The organism is Streptomyces sp. NRRL F-4489 (genome assembly GCF_001509485.1).
GTDB lineage: Bacteria > Actinomycetota > Actinomycetes > Streptomycetales > Streptomycetaceae > Streptomyces.
Genome location: NZ_LLZI01000029.1, coordinates 1 through 15,532, shown reverse-complemented (window position 1 = coordinate 15,532; position 15,532 = coordinate 1). Strand labels below are relative to the sequence as shown.

The 15,532-nt window shown below is 74.3% G+C and carries 15 protein-coding genes; 10 read left to right on the top strand and 5 right to left on the bottom strand.

The features are described 5' to 3' along the window. From ADL22_RS04755 to ADL22_RS04740, 4 genes are all read left to right on the top strand, one after another. The coding region (locus tag ADL22_RS04755; RefSeq protein ID WP_199836216.1) for an acetate--CoA ligase family protein at positions 1-917 on the top strand (917 nt) is incomplete at its 5' end. Between the two features lie 38 nt (positions 918-955). Then, on the top strand, positions 956-1,549 hold the full coding sequence (locus ADL22_RS04750; protein ID WP_066974135.1) for a DUF5998 family protein: 594 nt from the start codon (positions 956-958) through the stop codon (positions 1,547-1,549). Beyond that, positions 1,549-2,739: an alkaline phosphatase family protein gene (locus ADL22_RS04745; RefSeq protein WP_066974134.1), complete on the top strand. Its 1,191-nt coding sequence runs from the start codon at positions 1,549-1,551 to the stop codon at positions 2,737-2,739. The genes ADL22_RS04750 and ADL22_RS04745 overlap by 1 nt, the downstream gene beginning before the upstream one ends. Positions 2,740-2,839: 100 nt before the next feature. Then, positions 2,840-3,514, top strand: a complete 675-nt coding sequence (locus ADL22_RS04740) for a thymidine kinase (protein ID WP_066974133.1) — start codon at positions 2,840-2,842, stop codon at positions 3,512-3,514. 47 nt (positions 3,515-3,561) lie between these two features. On the opposite strand, the gene ADL22_RS04735 is transcribed toward ADL22_RS04740, so the two are convergent. Next, on the bottom strand, positions 3,562-4,335 hold the full coding sequence (locus ADL22_RS04735; RefSeq protein WP_066974132.1) for a VOC family protein: 774 nt from the start codon (positions 4,333-4,335) through the stop codon (positions 3,562-3,564). 247 nt (positions 4,336-4,582) lie between these two features. Between ADL22_RS04735 and ADL22_RS04730 the strand changes: the two genes are divergently transcribed. Further along, positions 4,583-5,422: a sulfurtransferase gene (locus tag ADL22_RS04730; RefSeq protein WP_066974131.1), complete on the top strand. Its 840-nt coding sequence runs from the start codon at positions 4,583-4,585 to the stop codon at positions 5,420-5,422. A 113-nt stretch (positions 5,423-5,535) separates the two neighbouring features. Here the strand turns inward: ADL22_RS04730 and sepH are convergent, their stop codons facing one another. Beyond that, a complete protein-coding gene (sepH, locus tag ADL22_RS04725) occupies positions 5,536-6,585 on the bottom strand; it encodes a septation protein SepH (protein ID WP_066974130.1) in 1,050 nt (349 codons plus the stop codon). Between the two features lie 498 nt (positions 6,586-7,083). Here sepH and ADL22_RS04720 point away from each other — a divergent pair, with 498 nt between their 5' ends. Next, positions 7,084-8,247 carry a hypothetical protein gene (locus ADL22_RS04720; RefSeq protein ID WP_066974129.1) on the top strand — a complete coding sequence of 388 codons (1,164 nt, stop codon included), beginning with the start codon at positions 7,084-7,086 and terminating at the stop codon, positions 8,245-8,247. Positions 8,248-8,404: 157 nt separating this feature from the next. Here ADL22_RS04720 and ADL22_RS04715 read toward each other — a convergent pair whose 3' ends face one another. Both ADL22_RS04715 and ADL22_RS04710 read right to left on the bottom strand, forming a co-directional pair. Then, entirely contained in the window at positions 8,405-9,745 is a 1,341-nt protein-coding gene (locus ADL22_RS04715) for a D-arabinono-1,4-lactone oxidase (RefSeq protein WP_066974128.1), read from the bottom strand. Between the two features lie 487 nt (positions 9,746-10,232). Beyond that, positions 10,233-11,516, bottom strand: a complete 1,284-nt coding sequence (locus ADL22_RS04710; RefSeq protein ID WP_066974127.1) for an MFS transporter — start codon at positions 11,514-11,516, stop codon at positions 10,233-10,235. A 163-nt stretch (positions 11,517-11,679) separates the two neighbouring features. On the opposite strand from ADL22_RS04710, the gene ADL22_RS04705 reads away from it, so the two are divergent. Together ADL22_RS04705 and ADL22_RS04700 are read left to right on the top strand one after the other, a co-directional pair. Further along, a complete protein-coding gene (locus ADL22_RS04705; protein ID WP_066974126.1) occupies positions 11,680-12,831 on the top strand; it encodes a ferrochelatase in 1,152 nt (383 codons plus the stop codon). 73 nt (positions 12,832-12,904) lie between these two features. After that, on the top strand, positions 12,905-13,735 hold the full coding sequence (locus ADL22_RS04700) for an inositol monophosphatase family protein (RefSeq protein ID WP_066974125.1): 831 nt from the start codon (positions 12,905-12,907) through the stop codon (positions 13,733-13,735). A 109-nt stretch (positions 13,736-13,844) separates the two neighbouring features. Here ADL22_RS04700 and ADL22_RS35655 read toward each other — a convergent pair whose 3' ends face one another. Continuing rightward, a complete protein-coding gene (locus ADL22_RS35655; RefSeq protein ID WP_199836215.1) occupies positions 13,845-14,015 on the bottom strand; it encodes a hypothetical protein in 171 nt (56 codons plus the stop codon). A gap of 326 nt (positions 14,016-14,341) precedes the next feature. Between ADL22_RS35655 and ADL22_RS04695 the strand changes: the two genes are divergently transcribed. Continuing rightward, a complete protein-coding gene (locus tag ADL22_RS04695; protein WP_066974124.1) occupies positions 14,342-14,995 on the top strand; it encodes a response regulator transcription factor in 654 nt (217 codons plus the stop codon). Positions 14,996-15,001: 6 nt separating this feature from the next. Continuing rightward, positions 15,002-15,532 (top strand): HAMP domain-containing protein (locus ADL22_RS04690; RefSeq protein ID WP_420711535.1); only part of this gene is annotated, 531 nt, incomplete at its 3' end.

The window sequence follows — 15,532 nt, the reverse complement described above, 5'->3', positions numbered from 1 at the left end:
CCCCGGAGCCCCGCCCGGCGGCCGGCCGGCGCCCCGCCCTCATCCCCGCCTACCCCGCCGCCGAGCGGGCCGTCCGCGCCCTCGCCGAGGCCGTCCGGTACGCCGCCTGGCGCCGTACCGCCGCCGAACCAGGCCGGGTCCCCGAGTACGACGACATCCAGGAGGCGGCGGCCGGCGCGGACATCGAGCGGCTCCTCGACCGGTTCACCTCCGACCTCGCCCCCGGCCGCTCGGCCGCCCTGCCGCCCGCCGACGCCGAGGCCCTGCTGGCCCGCTACGGCATCCACGTCCGCCCCGCGCTGCCCGCCCCCGACCCGGACACCGCCGTCCGCGCCGCCGCCCGCCTCGGCTACCCGGTCGCCCTGAAGACCACCGCCCCGCACCTCCGGCACCGCGCCGACCTCGGCGGCGTCCGCCTCGACATCGCCGGCGAGGCCGAGCTGCGCCGCACGTACACCGAGCTCACCGACTTCCTGGGCTCGCCCGCCGAGCTCCGCCCGGTGGTGCAGGCGATGGCGCCGCGCGGCGTCGACACCGTCGTCCGCGCCGCCATCGACCCGGCCGCCGGCGCGGTCCTCTCCTTCGGGCTGGCCGGCGCCCCCTCCCAGCTGCTGGGCGACCTCGCCCACCGGCTGATTCCGGCCACCGACCGCGAGGTCGGCGAGCAGATCCGGTCGATCCGCGGCGCCCCGCTGCTGTTCGGCTGGCGCGGCTCCCAGCCCGTGGACACCGGCGCCCTGGAAGAGCTGCTGCTGCGGGTCTCCCGGCTCGTCGACGACCACCCCGAAGTGGTCGCCGTGGACCTCGAACCGGTCGTCGTCGCCCCGCGCGGCCTGGCCGTCCTGGGCGCCTCCGTACGGCTCGCCAGACCGCCCGCGACCACCGACCTCGGCCCCCGCCGCCTGCCCTTCTACTGAGGCTCTCGCGCCCCGGTACGCCCCGTAAGATGGACCCCATGGCTAAGACCGGTACGACGACCCAGGGGCTGCGCGCGGCGATCGAGCGCAGTGGCTATTACCCGACGCTCGTGGCCGAGGCGGTGCAGGCCGCGGTCGGCGGCGAGCCGGTGGTGTCGTACCTCGTCCACCAGGAGACGACCTTCGACGCCAACGAGGTCCGCCGCCACGTCACCGTCCTCGTCCTCACCGGCACCCGCTTCATCGTCAGCCACACCGACGAGCAGGCCGCCGACGCCACCTCCCCCTCCCCGTACGCCACCACCTCCACCGAGTCCGTCAAACTCGGCCGGATCTCGTCCGTGGTGCTCAGCCGCGTCGTCGCCAACCCCGAGTCCTACACCCCCGGCCAGCTGCCCCGGGAAGTCGTCCTCACCATCGGGTGGGGCGCCGTCGCGCGCCTCGACCTGGAGCCGGCCAGCTGCGGCGACCCCAATTGCGACGCCGACCACGGCTACACCGGTTCGTCCACCGCCGACGACCTCTCCCTCCGGGTCAGCGAGGCCGGCGACGGCCCGGATTCGGTGCGCGAGACCCTCGCCTTCGCCCAGGCGCTCTCCGAGGCCACCGCGGCCACCAGCAGCGCCCGCTGATGGCCCACACCGCCCCCGCCTGGCCGGAGCCCGAACCGCTCGACCCGCTCACCGCCCCGGTGCCCCGCTACGGCACCGGCTCGCTCGCCGACCTGCTGCCCGCGATCACCGCCGGCCAGGGCCTGCCCGGTGTCACCGCCGGCATGGAGCTGGCCCCCGCCGACCGGGCCTGCGTCTTCCTGATCGACGGGCTCGGCTGGGAGCTGCTGCGCGCCCACCCGGCCGAGGCGCCGTTCCTCACGTCCCTCCTGGACACCTCGCTCAACGGCACCGGCCGCCCGCTGACCGCCGGCTTCCCGGCGACCACCGCCACCTCCCTCGCCTCGGTCGGCACCGGCCTGCCCCCGGGCGCGCACGGCCTGCCCGGTTACACCTGCCAGGACCCGGCCACCGGCGCGCTGATGAACCAGCTGCGCTGGCGCCCCTGGACCGACCCGCACACCTGGCAGCCGTACCCGACGGTCTTCCGGCTCGCCGACGCCGCCGGCATCCACACCTGCCAGGTCTCCGCGCCGGACTTCGAGCAGACCCCGCTCACCCGCATCGCGCTCAGCGGCGGCACCTTCCACGGCCGGCTCTCCGGCGAGGAGCGGATGGACCTCGCCGCCGAGCAACTCGCCGCCGGCGACCGCTCGCTGGTCTACACCTACTACTCCGAGGTCGACGGCAAGGGCCACCGCTACGGCGTCGACTCCGACGCCTGGCGCGGCCAGCTGCTCTACGTGGACCGGCTCGCCCAGCGCCTGGCCGAACAACTCCCGCCGCGCAGCGCCCTGTACATCACCGCCGACCACGGCATGATCGACATCCCCTTCGACCCGGAGTCCCGGATCGACTTCGACGAGGACTGGGAACTGCGCGCCGGCGTCCGCCTGTTGGGCGGCGAGGGCCGCGCCCGGCACGTCTACGCCCACCCGGGCGCGGCCGCCGACGTGCTGGCCGTATGGCGCGAGGTGGTCGGCGACCAGATGTGGGTCGCCGGCCGCGAGGAGGCCATCGCCGCCGGGTGGTTCGGGCCGCACGTCGACGACCGGGTCCGCGCCCGGATCGGCGACGTGGTCGCCGCCGCCCACGCCGATATGGCGATCGTCGCCAGTGAACGGGAGCCGGGGGAGTCCCAGATGGTCGGGCTGCACGGTTCCATGACCCCGGTGGAGCAGCTGGTCCCGCTCCTCGAGGTCCGCACCTGACCTTCGGGCCCGGGGCCCGACCCCGCGCCCCGTAGTGCCCGGCCCGCCCCCTTCCCGTCCGCTTCCCTTCCGTACGAGCCCGAAAGGCCCGCCCACCCCCATGCCCGAGCTGGTGTTCTTCTCCGGAACGATGGACTGCGGAAAGTCGACACTGGCGCTGCAGATCGAGCACAACCGCTCGGCCCGCGGCCTCCAGGGCATGATCTACAGCCGCAACGACCGGGCCGGCCGCGGCAAGCTCTCCTCCCGGCTCGGCCTGGTCACCGAGGCCGTCGAGGCGGCGGACGGCATGGACTTCTACGCGCACGTCGTGGGCCACCTCAGCTCCGGCGGCCGGGTCGACTACGTCATCGCCGACGAGGCGCAGTTCCTCGCCCCCGAGCAGATAGACCAGCTCGCCCGGGTCGTCGACGACCTCGGCCTGGACGTCTTCGCGTTCGGCATCACCACCGACTTCCGCAGCAAGCTCTTCCCCGGCTCCCAGCGCCTGGTCGAACTCGCCGACCGCATCGAGGTGCTCCAGGTGGAGGCGCTGTGCTGGTGCGGCGCCCGCGCCACCCACAACGCCCGTACGGTCGACGGCCGGATGGTCGTCGAGGGCGCGCAGGTCGTCGTCGGCGATGTGGTCGGGGACGCCGGCGAGGGGGCGGAGCGGCACGGCGAGGTCGGCTACGAGGTGCTGTGCCGGCGCCATCACCGCCGCCGGCAGACCGCGGCGACCGCCCGGGCGGCCGCGCTGTCCCCGGACGTGCTGCCGGTCGACGCCCCGAAGTGACGCGCTCGGCCCCGAAGTGACGCGCTCGGCGGGCCGGCCGGGCCGGGTCAGTGCCGCTGGAGGACGGTGAACACCGCGCCCTCGCTGTCGGCGACCGTCGCCAGCCGGCCGTGCGCCGAGTCCCGCGCCGGCCGCAGCACACGGCCACCCAATTCGGTGACGCGCCGGGTGGCGGCGTCGGTGTCGGAGACCGCGAAGTACGTCATCCAGTGCGGCCCCCGGTCGCGCGGCAGCGCGCCGCCGACCCCGTGGATGCCCGCGACCGGCTTGCCCTTGATGTGCAGCGTCAGGTAGTCGAGGTCGGCGGAGACCGCGGCCTCCCGCTCGAAGCCGAAGACGTGCTCGTAGAAGGGGGCGACGGACTCGGTCTCCTGGGTGACGAGTTCGTTCCACACCGGGGTGCCGGGCTCGCCGCTGAGCGCGGTGCCGAGCATCGTCCGGCCCTGCCAGACGCCGAAGATGGCGCCCTGCGGGTCGGAGCCGATCGCCATCCGGCCGGCGTCGTCGGCGTCCAGGGGGCCGACCCCCACCGTGCCGCCGCAGGCGCGGATCTGCTCGGCCGTCACATCGGCGTCGTCGCTGGCGAGGTACGTGGTCCAGGAGACCGGGAGGTGCCGGTCGGCCGCCAGTTCGCCGACGCCGGCCACCTCCAGGCCGTCGAGGAAGGCCCGGGCGTACGGCCCGAAGTGCTGCGGGCCGGGGCGGAACTCCCAGCCGAAGAGCGCGCCGTAGAACTCCTGCGTCGCGGGCAGGCTGTGGGCCAGGAGGCTCACCCAGCAGGGCGCCCCGGGCATCCTCCGGGCTGCTGCCTCGGTCGTCATCGTCACTTACTCCTCGGCGGGTCGGGGTGGCCATATGCGGTACGGGCGCGGGTCCCGAGCAGATGCTCGCACCCTGTCACCCGGTGTGCGCCCCGGCCGCGCCGTCCGCGCCGCGTTCCCGACGGAGAATGCCCGTTTTGGTATTTCTCTTCCGTTTCGCGAACGTTACGGCGCCGCGCAACTCCGTCATACGGAGGGTGGGCACCCGCCTTCTGTACGTAGTCGCCGCTACGCAAGGATGAGGCCCATGAACGCCATCATCACCGCTACCGAACTCGCGAGCGAGCTGGCGGGCCCCGCCGCCCCGCTCCTCCTGGACGTGCGCTACCAACTCGGCGGCCCGCCCGGCCGCCCCGCCTACGAGGCCGGCCACCTGCCCGGCGCGGTCTACGTGGACCTCGACCGCGAACTGGCCGGCCCGCCCGGCAAAAACGGCCGGCACCCGCTCCCCGAACTCGCCGTCTTCACCGCCGCGATGCGCGCCGCGGGGGTCACCGCCGCCCGCCCGGTGGTCGTCTACGACGGCGGGCAGGGCTGGGCGGCCGCCCGCGCGTGGTGGCTGCTGCGCTGGGCGGGCCACCCGGACGTGCGAGTCCTCGACGGCGGACTTGACGCCTGGCAGGCATCCGGCGGCGCCATGAGTGTCGACAAAGTGACTCCGCCGGAAGGTGACTTCACCCCGGAACCAGGCGCGATGCCGCTGCTGACCGCCGACGACGCGGCCGCCCTCGCCCGCCGCGGCGTCCTCCTGGACGCCCGGGCCGGCGAGCGCTACCGGGGCGAGACCGAACCCATCGACCCGGTCGCCGGCCACATCCCCGGCGCCGTCTCCGCGCCCACCACCGAGAACATCGCCCCCGGCGGCACGGCCTTCCGCCCCGCCGCCGAACTCGCCGAGCGGTTCGCCGCGCTGGGCGTCACACCCGGCACCGAGGTCGGCGTCTACTGCGGCTCCGGCGTGTCCGCCGCCCAGCAGGTCCTCGCGCTGGCCGTCGCCGGGATCCCCGCGGCGCTGTACGTCGGTTCCTGGAGCGAATGGTGCGCCGACCCGTCCCGACCCATCGCCACCGGCCCGCAGCCCGGCTGAGCCCCCGCTGAGGCCCGCCGCGGGCCCGCACACGGCGACCGCCCGCCCCCCCCGAACGGCGGGGAGCGGGCGGAACGCCACGCGCGACGGCGGCCGATTGCGGCCGTACCGGGTTATTCCGGCTTCTTCCTCCGGGTGCCGAAGACGATCTCGTCCCAGCTGGGCACCGCGGCCCGGCGGCCCGGACGCACCCCGTCCGCCTCGGCCTGCCGGTCCGTCGTCCCGGTCAGCCGATCGCGGTGGCCGGCCACCGCCCGCGGCATCAGCACATCGGCGTACGCGGAGCCCGCGCCCGCGCTCGCCGCCGGGGCGGGCGGCTCCTCGACACCGGCCTCCGCCGCCTCGTCCTGCTGCGGCGCCTTGGCGCTGTCCGGTACGACCATGTCGCCCCGGAAGCTCGGCACCGCCTCCAGCAGGCTGGTCAGCGAGTCCCGCTCGCGCTCGGCGGCGGCCTCCTCGCCGCGTCCCTCGCGCTCCTCACCGGACCGCTCGGCGCGCTCCGGCATCTGCCGGTCCAGGGCGCGGTCCAGCGGCCGGTCGCGCGGCAGCCGGGCGATCCGGGGCACGAACGGGAAGCTCGGCTCGGGCGTGTCGTCGTTCTCGCCGATCAGCGTCCGGGCCTCGTCGTCGACGGCCTGCACCAGGCGGCGCGGCGGGTCGTACGTCCAGGTCGCCGAGCGCGGCTCACCCGCGACCCGGTAGACCAGCAGCACCTCCCAGGTGCCGTCGTCCCGGCGCCAGGAGTCCCACTGGGCGCTGTCCTTGTCGGCGCCGCGCAGCAGCAGCCGCTCGGCGACCGCCTCGCCCAGCTGCGGACCGGTGTTCTCGCCGGGGCGGCGTACCGGGGTCTTGCGGGCCCGCTCGGCCATGAACGCCCGTTCGGCGAGCACCGGCCCCTCGAAGCGGCGCACGCGGTCCACGGGGATGCCGGCGAGCTGGGCGACCTCCTCGGCGGAGGCGCCGGCTCGTATCCGCGCCTGGATATCCCGGGGGCGCAGGTGGCTCTCGACCTCGATCTCGATCTGGCCCAGCCGCGCTCTGTCGTTGCGGACGGCGGCGCGCAGCCGCTCGTCGATCGGAAGCGTGTACTCGGTGCTGTCCGCAGCCTTGAGCACCAGCCGTGTGCCGTCGTTGGAGACGGCCACGACACGCAGTTCGGGCATGGGGACCTCCCGGGTGGTGCCTGCCGACGTCACGTGCGTCGCTGCTTCCGCTAGTCGAGTGTGGCCTGCCCGGGTGCAGCCTGCCACAACATTGCCGAGTTGCCCGGCGTGTCGGGGCTTGGCCCAGAAACGCCGTTATGACACGGTTACCAGTTCGCAACGCTCAGTGACCATGCCGCTTGCCCTGTCACCGACCACCCGTGCCGAGCGACGGCGCCCCAGGGAGGGTGTCACCTTCAGTGCCCCCTCCCGCGGGTCCGGGCAGCCGGAACGGGAACCGGGGCCAGGGCTCGCCACAGTACTCCATTCGGGCCACTGAGGTGGACCGCCGCGCCGTGGAACTTCTCGCCGCCCGGTGCGGTCGTCACCCTGTGCAACCCCCTTCACCTGCGGCGAAGGTGTTGAGGTTCACAGATTCCACGGATTCGGAACTATTGACTCCGCCAAATGGTCACTTCTCCATGCAACATGGAAGGAAAGGGCGATCAAAGGTAGGAGATGGACGAAAAAACCGAAGCCGACACGAAGCAGAAGGAGAAGCGGATCGACCTGAGCCTCGCCCAGGTCGCCGGCAGCGCGCTCGCCGCGGCCGTCGCCGCGTACCTCGCGGGTCAGCTCGGTGTGTACGGAACCATCATCGGCGCGGGTGTCGTCAGCGTCGTCGCCACCACCGGCGGCACGATATTCCAGCACCTGTTCCGGCGCACCGGCGAGCAGATCAAGGAAGCGGCGGTCACCACCAGACCCCGGCCGCGCCGCGTCTCCACCTCCCGATCCCGATCCACCACCACCCGGTCCGCCGCCACCGCCCCGCCGCCCGCCGGCCCGACGATGGTGCTGCCCACGTTCGACAAGCACGGCACGGAGGACCCCGTCACCTCCGTCGCGGCCCGCGACACCGGCCCGGACGCCACCCGCACCCAGCTGATCCCGCGCCACCGGCAGGAGCCGCCCGGCGACGACCCGGAAGCGACCCGGCTGATGGCACGCCCCGTCGAGCGCACCATGGCACTGGGCCGCGCGGCCGTCCCCGATACCGACGCCACCACCGTGCTCCCAGGGGTCGGTACCCCCGGCAACCCCGGCCCCGGTAGCGGGGACGCCGGCCGCGTGCCACCCGGCACCGAGGAGACCACCGCCACCTACGGGACGCGCCTGCGCGGCTGGAAGCGGCCGGCGCTCGGCGCGCTCGCGGTGTTCGTCCTCGCCATGGGCGCGGTCACCGCCACCGAGCTGGTGACCGGCGAGACCCCCAGCGGCCAGCAGGGCACCACCCTGGGCAACCTCACCACCGGGAATGTCTCCCCGCCTCGTACCGGCACCCCGCGCACCCCGGAGCCCGGCCACTCCCCCGGGAACGGCACCGGCCACGACCACGGGACGCCGACCCCCGGCCCCGGCCGCTCCGGTGACAGCGGCACCGGCGGCACCGACAGCGGTCCCGGCCGCGGCGGGCAGACCCCGACGCCGACCCCGAGCGACGGCGCCACCGGCTCCCCGAGCCCCGGTACGTCCTCGTCGCCCGACCCGGCGCCGAGCCACTCCGACGCCACCGGCGGCGACGGCGGCAAGCCCGGCCCGACCGGCGGCGCCACCCCGGACCACCAGCAGAACGAACAACTCCCCGGCAACCAGCAGACCCCCGACCCGAACGCCCCCTGATACCCCTGACCCCGAGTACCCCGGACACCTCGGACGAAGGATCGCCCTTGACGACGGGGCCCGCCCCACGGCGGGCCGCCCGTACACCGCGGCCCGGTGACGCCCGCTCACGGGACACCGGGCCGCGGCACGTCACCGGTCGGCCGCCGGGCGGGCCTCACTCACCCAGGACCTGCCGCAGATACCCGTTGGCGAACCGGCGCTCCGGGTCCAGCCGGTCGCGGAGCGCGGTGAACTCGCCGAACCGCGGATACACCGCCGCCAGGTACGCGGCGTCCCGGGTGTGCAGCTTCCCCCAGTGGGGACGCCCCTCGTGCGCCGTCATGATCCGCTCCGCCGCGCCGAAGTACGCCTGGTGCGGCGTGCCCCGGTACATGTGCACCGCGAGGTAGACGGTGTCCCGGCCCGACGCCGTCGACAGCGCGATGTCGTCGGCCGGCGCGGTCCGCACCTCCACCGGGAAACTCACCCGGAAGTCCGACCGCTCGACCAATGCCTTCAGTTCACCCAGCGCCTCGACCGCGGCCTCCCGGGGCAGCGCGTACTCCATCTCCACGAACCGCACCCGCCGCGGCGAGGTGAACACCTTGTACGGGATGTCGGTGTACGTACGGGCCGACAGCGCCCGGCTGGAGAGCTTGGCGATCCCCGGTATCGCGGCCGGCACCGCCCGTCCCACGGCGCAGGCCACCTGGAACACCCCGTTGGACAGCAGCTCGTCCTCCACCCAGGCGCTCACCCTGCCGGGCGGCGCGGCCGGGCCCTGGCTGCGGTTGTTGCGCTTGGTGTTGCAGTTGCCGGTGTGCGGGAACCAGTAGAACTCGAAGTGCTCGTTCTCGGCGACCAGCTCGTCGAAGCGGCCGGTCACCTCGTCGAACGGCATCGGCTCCTCACGGGCGGTCAGCAGGAACTCCGGCTCCACGGCGAACGTCAGCTCGCTGACGACGCCCAGCGCGCCCAGGCCCAGCCGCGCCCCGGCGAAGACGTCCGGGTTCTCCGTGGCGGAGCAGCGCAGCACCGACCCGTCGGCGGTGACCAGTTCCAGGGCGGTGATCTGCGCCGCGAGCGATGCCGAGTCCCGGCCCGTGCCGTGGGTGCCGGTGCTGGTGGCCCCGGAGACGGTCTGCTCCATGATGTCGCCCATGTTGGTCAGCGACAGGCCGTGCGCGGACAGCGCCTGGTTCAGGTGTTTGAGGGGCGTGCCGGCGGCCACCGTGACGGTGCCGGCCGCGCGGTCGATCCGGCGGATGCCGGTGAGGCGCTCGGGGCGGATCAGCAGCCCGTCGGTGACGGCGGCCGGGGTGAAGGAGTGACCGGTGCCGGCCGCCTTGACCTTCAGCCCGTCCGCGGCGGCGGCCCGGACGGCGGCCGCCAGCTCCTCGGTGCTCGCCGGCGCGGCGGCGCGGGCGGGGCGGGCGGCGACGTTGCCCGCCCAGTTGCGCCAGGGCCCTCGCGGGCCGCGTCCTGCCGAGCCGCCGGTGACATCGGTGACCGCCATGGTGGCGTTCCCTCCCCTCGCGCGGGCCGGCCGGGTCCGGCCGCCGTCGGTGTGAGCGCATGATGTCAGCCGCCGGCACCGTTACCGGATGGGGTGACGGGAATCACAGGGGGTGGAAAGCGGGTGCAATGGGACGGCTCCGGGACATGTCGTACCGCCGGTAACTCCCAAGCGGGGTGAGGCGTTCGCGCAGTGGGCGTCCCGCGCGTCAATCTGCCGCCCGGGAACTCACCTGAGTCGGTGACGTGGGGGAGGGGTGACCGCCGTCGCAGTGGTGCGCGACCGGAGTCGGGTGGGTTCGCGGGTCAGTGCGCGGATGTAGCGATGCGAGGGTGCAGATGTGTCGATGTGAGGATGTGTCGATGTAGCGATGTGACGACGCCCGGCGCGGCGAACCGCGTGGTGACCGGCGTGGTGACCGGTGCCGGCGGGTGCGGACCCAGCGGTCCGCGCCCCTCCCGTACGCGGGACCACCCCGCTCGTTCGGTCAGCCGGCCCGCGTCCCGTCAGGATGCTCGGCGGCCGGGGAGGCCGCGGAGGAGGGGACGCCGGACGCCGCGGCGGTGGCGGCGGACGGAACGCCCCCGCGGCGGAGCCAGCGGTAACCGGTCAGCGCCACCACGGCGGCCAGGGCGCCCGCCCCGAGCGGCACGAGGTAGGCGTGCGCCGCCCCCGCCGCGTCCACCATCGAGCCCGCCGCCGACGACCCCAGCGCCACGCCCACCGCGAGACCCGTGCTCGTCCACGTCATGCCCTCGGTCAGCTGCGTCCGCGGCACGTGCTCCTCGACCAGCGCCATGGTGGTGACCATCGTGGGCGCGACCGACAGCCCGGCCAGGAAGAGCGCGGCGCCCAGCACCACCAGCGACCCGGACAGCGACGCCGCCAGCTGCAGCGGCACCATGCTCATCGCCATCGCCACCACGCCGACCAGCCACCGGCGCGCCGGCGGCCCCGCCAGGTGCAGCAGCCCGAACACCGCGCCGGCCACACACGACCCCAGCGCGTACACCGCCAGCACCAGGCTCGCCGCCGCCTTGTGGCCCGCCTCCTGGGCGTAGGCCACCGTCACCACGTCGACCGCCCCGAAGATCCCGCCGGTGGCCACGAACGTCCCCACCAGCACCCGCAGCCCCGGGGACCGCAGCGCCGACCCCTTGGTGTGCTGCTCCCGCGGAAGCGGCACCGGCTCCGTCGCCCGCTGCGCGGTCAGCCAGAGCACCCCCGCCGCCAGGAATCCCGCGGCCAGCAGCGGCCCCGCCTCCGGGAACCACGCCGTCGACAGCCCGATCGACAGGATCGGCCCCACGATGAAGCACATCTCGTCGACGATCGACTCCCAGGAGTACGCGGCGTGCAGCTCCCGTGTGCCCCGGTACAGCGCCGCCCACCGGGCCCGCACCATCGACCCCACGTTCGGTACGCACCCCGCGCAGGCCGTGAACGCGAACAGCGTCCAGTCCGGCCAGCGCTGCTGCGCGCTCAGCAGCAGTCCGGCGAGCGCCGCCAGCGACACCAGCGTGGCCGGCCGCGACACCCGGCGCTGGCCGTGCCGGTCCACCAGCCGGGAGATCTGTGGCCCGAGGACCGCCGCGGACAGCGCCAGCGTCGCCGACAGCGCCCCCGCCAGGCCGTACCGACCGGTCAGCTGGGAGACCATCGTGACGATGCCGATGCCCGTCATCGACAGCGGCATCCGCCCCAGCAGCCCGGCGGCGGAGAAGGACTTTGTTCCGGGACGGCCGAAAATCGCGCGATAAGGACTGGGCAACGGGGTGCTCCGCCGGGTGAGGAGGTCGGTAAGGAATGTCTGTGGCCGATACAGCTTACGGGGGACACGGTGCCCGCCGCCTCCCGATTTCCGCCCTCTTCCCGCGCCCGCCACAAGGGGACCTGACCCGGCGTCCCCGCCCCGGGAGTGGCAGGATCGGGCCATGCCCGAACTCGACCCCCGCCCCTATGACGCCCTGCTGCTGCTCTCCTTCGGAGGCCCCGAAGGACCCGACGACGTGGTGCCGTTCCTGGAGAACGTCACCCGCGGCCGCGGCATCCCCCGCGAGCGCCTCAAGGAGGTGGGCCGGCACTACTACCTCTTCGGCGGCGTCAGCCCCATCAACGCCCAGAACCGCGAACTCCTCGACGCGCTCCGCAAGGACTTCGCCGAGCACGGCCTGGACCTGCCGGTCTACTGGGGCAACCGCAACTGGGCGCCCTACCTGACCGACACCCTGCGCACCATGGTCAACGACGGCCACCGCCGCATCGCCGTCCTCGCCACCAGCGCGTACGCCTCGTACTCCGGCTGCCGCCAGTACCGCGAGAACCTCGCCGACGCGCTGGCCACCCTGAAGGACGAGGGCCTGCCCGTCCCCCGGGTCGACAAGCTGCGCCACTACTTCAACCACCCCGGCTTCGTCCGGCCCATGGTCGACGGCGTCCTCGCCTCCCTGGCCGAGCTGCCCGAAGGCGCCCGCGCCGCCGCGCACATCGCCTTCACCACGCACTCCATCCCCACCGCGGCCGCCGACACCTCCGGCACCCCCGCCGACCACACGGAGCACGGCGAGGGCGGCGCCTACGTCGCCCAGCACCTCGACGTCGCCCGGCTCATCGCCGACGCGGTACGCGCCGAGACCGGCATCGAGCACCCCTGGCGGCTGGTCTACCAGTCCCGCAGCGGCGCCCCGCACATCCCCTGGCTGGAACCCGACATCTGCGACCACCTGGAGGAGCTGCACGGCGCCGGTGTCCCCGCCGTCGTCATGGCGCCCATCGGCTTCGTCTCGGACCACATGGAGGTCAAGTACGACCTCGACACCGAGGCCACCGCCAAGGCCGCCGAACTGGGCCTGCCGGTCACCCGCGCGGCCACCGTCGGCGCCGACCCCCGCTTCGCCGCCGCGGTCCGCGACCTCCTCCTGGAGCGCGCCGCCACCGAACGGGGCGCCACCCCCGAACGCTGCGCCCTGGGCGCCCTCGGCCCCTCCCACGACCTGTGCCCCGTGGGCTGCTGCCCGGCCCGCGCGCCCCGTCCGGCCGCCGCCGGCGCCGACTGGACCGGCCCCGCCGGCCAGGACCCCGCGTAGCCGCCCCGCGCGACCGCACCGCCCGGACCCCGACCGCCGGGCCCCACCGCCGCCCGTCCGAGCAAGGAGCACCGTGCCCGACCCGCGCCACCCCGACCGGCCGCACCCCGACCCCCTGCACACCGAACTCCTCGACCTGGCCCTGGAGGCCGCCCGCCGCGCCTCCGCCCTCCTGCGCGACGGCCGCCCCGCCGACCTGGGGGTGGCCGCCACCAAGACCAGCCCCATCGACGTGGTCACCGAGATGGACCTGGCCTCCGAGAAGCTGATCACCGACGTCATCGGGGAGCGCCGCCCCGACGACGGCCTCCTGGGGGAGGAGGGCGCCGGCACGCCCGGTACCAGCGGGGTGCGCTGGGTCATCGACCCGGTGGACGGCACCGTCAACTACCTCTACGGCCTGCCGTCCTGGGCGGTGTCGATCGCCGCGGAGCAGGACGGCGAGACGGTCGTCGGGGTGGTCGCCGTCCCGGAGCGCGGCGAGACCTTCCACGCCGTACGCGGCGGCGGTGCCTACCGCAACGGCGAAGCCATCCGCCACCGGCCCGCCCCGCCGCTCTCCCAGGCCCTGGTGGCCACCGGCTTCGGCTACCTCACCGAGCGCCGCGCCGCCCAGGCCGAGGTGGTCCGCACCCTCCTCCCGAGGGTCCGCGACATCCGCCGCGGCGGCTCGGCCGCCATCGACCTGTGCGACGTGGCCTGCGGCCGCCTCGACGGCTACTACGAGCGCGGCCTGAACCCCTGGGACCTCGCCGCCGGCGTCCTGATAGCCACCGAGGCCGGCGCGCTCACCGGCGGCCGCCCCGGCCGGCCCGCCTCCCACGAGCTGACCGTCGCCGCCTCCCCGGGCGTCTTCGCCGAACTCCAGCCGCTGCTGGACGGCCTCGGCGCCTGGCACGACTGACCACCGGGCCCGGCCCGGTCCGGCCCGTCCCCGGACAGCACCGCGCCCCGGCACCGTTTCCGATGGTGCCGGGGCGCGGCCGCCGGGCTTACGGGGCCGGAGCCCCGCGTCAGGCGTTGACGCTGTAGCGGACGCCGTGCTCGTCGGCCAGCCGCTGGAGATCCTCCAGCTCCGCCAGCTCGACCTCGGCGAGGAAGTCGTCACCCGACTCGCGGGCCCGGACCAGATCGGCTTCGGTGTTCCGTATGCGCTGCAAAATACCTGCGGTGAACGCGTCCATGGTGCGCCCCCTCGTCGTGGGTCGGTGGCACGGGGGTGTGCCGACGGGTGGGTCGATCACGGCGTGGCCCCTGCGATGGAAAACCGGAACGTGACAGGACGCCGGTACAGGGCGTGATCGCGGGTGTGCAGTCGTCCTCCCCACCGGCAACGTCGCGGAAACCTCGACGGGCCCGGGAAATCCGGGCCACACCGGCCCCGCGGACCCTCCCGCACCCCTTCCACACCCCCCTTACCCCCGGTTTATGAGACTTCGGGGCAGGATGGAAGGGCTCTGAACGGTGTTGTGCCCTGATCGATCGAGGGCCGTAAGGAAGGACGTACGACGTGCGTGTTCTCGTCGTCGAGGACGAGCAGCTGCTCGCCGACGCGGTGGCCACCGGACTCCGCCGGGAGGCCATGGCCGTCGACGTGGTCTACGACGGCGCCGCCGCCCTGGAGCGGATCGCGGTCAACGACTACGACGTCGTCGTCCTCGACCGGGACCTCCCGCTCGTCCACGGCGACGACGTCTGCCGCAAGCTCGTCGAGCTGGGCATGCCCACCCGCGTCCTGATGCTCACCGCCTCCGGCGACGTCAGCGACCGCGTGGCCGGCCTGGAGATCGGCGCGGACGACTACCTCCCCAAGCCGTTCGCCTTCACCGAGCTCACCGCCCGGGTGCGCGCCCTGGGCCGGCGCACCACGGTGGCCCTGCCGCCCGTCCTGGAGCGCGCCGGCATCCGGCTCGACCCCAACCGCCGCGAGGTCTTCCGCGACGGCCGCGAGGTCCAGCTCGCCCCCAAGGAGTTCGCCGTCCTGGAGGTCCTGATGCGCAGCGAGGGCACGGTCGTCTCGGCCGAGCAGCTCCTGGAGAAGGCGTGGGACGAGAACACCGACCCGTTCACCAACGTCGTCCGGGTCACGGTCATGACCCTGCGCCGCAAGCTCGGCGAGCCCGCGGTGATCGTCACCGTCCCCGGCTCGGGATACCGGATCTGACCGCCGATGCCTTCGCTGCCCTCGTTCTCCGGTTCCAAGGCGGCCCCGCCGCCGCCCCCGGTGCCGCCCAAGCCCGCCTGGGACCCCAGGCCGGTCAACGTCCGGCCGTTCCCCTGGCTGCGGCCGACCATCCGGATACGGCTGACACTGCTGTACGGCGGCATGTTCCTGATGGCCGGCATCGTGCTGCTCACGATCATCTACATGCTCGCCGCGGCCGCGCTGCACGACGGCAGCGCCCTGCCGCTGAAGATCCTCGGCGGGAAGTTCCAGTCCACCAGCGACATCTGCGACCTGCCCACCGAGACCTCGGGCGCGCTGCTCCAGGAGGCGGTCAACAACTGCCTGATGCACCAGCGCGCGGTGGCCCTGAACAACCTCCTGAACCGTTCGTTGCTGGCGTTGCTGGGGTTGACGATCGTGGCGTTCGCGTTCGGTTACGCGATGGCGGGGCGGGTGCTGTCGCCGCTGGGGCGGATCACGCGGACCGCGCAGCGGGTGGCGGGGTCGGATCTGCACCGGCGGATCGAGCTGGGG

What these genes read in the sequence shown, in the direction of transcription:
- ADL22_RS04740 (WP_066974133.1), top strand. Translation starts at nt 2,840, where the DNA reads ATGCCCGAGCTGGTGTTCTTCTCCGGAACGATGGACTGCGGAAAGTCG.
- ADL22_RS04745 (WP_066974134.1), top strand. Translation starts at nt 1,549, where the DNA reads ATGGCCCACACCGCCCCCGCCTGGCCGGAGCCCGAACCGCTCGACCCG.
- sepH (WP_066974130.1), bottom strand. Translation starts at nt 6,585, where the DNA reads ATGCCCGAACTGCGTGTCGTGGCCGTCTCCAACGACGGCACACGGCTG.
- ADL22_RS04750 (WP_066974135.1), top strand. Translation starts at nt 956, where the DNA reads ATGGCTAAGACCGGTACGACGACCCAGGGGCTGCGCGCGGCGATCGAG.
- ADL22_RS04715 (WP_066974128.1), bottom strand. Translation starts at nt 9,745, where the DNA reads ATGGCGGTCACCGATGTCACCGGCGGCTCGGCAGGACGCGGCCCGCGA.
- ADL22_RS04730 (WP_066974131.1), top strand. Translation starts at nt 4,583, where the DNA reads ATGAACGCCATCATCACCGCTACCGAACTCGCGAGCGAGCTGGCGGGC.
- ADL22_RS35655 (WP_199836215.1), bottom strand. Translation starts at nt 14,015, where the DNA reads ATGGACGCGTTCACCGCAGGTATTTTGCAGCGCATACGGAACACCGAA.
- ADL22_RS04720 (WP_066974129.1), top strand. Translation starts at nt 7,084, where the DNA reads ATGGACGAAAAAACCGAAGCCGACACGAAGCAGAAGGAGAAGCGGATC.
- ADL22_RS04705 (WP_066974126.1), top strand. Translation starts at nt 11,680, where the DNA reads ATGCCCGAACTCGACCCCCGCCCCTATGACGCCCTGCTGCTGCTCTCC.
- ADL22_RS04735 (WP_066974132.1), bottom strand. Translation starts at nt 4,335, where the DNA reads ATGACGACCGAGGCAGCAGCCCGGAGGATGCCCGGGGCGCCCTGCTGG.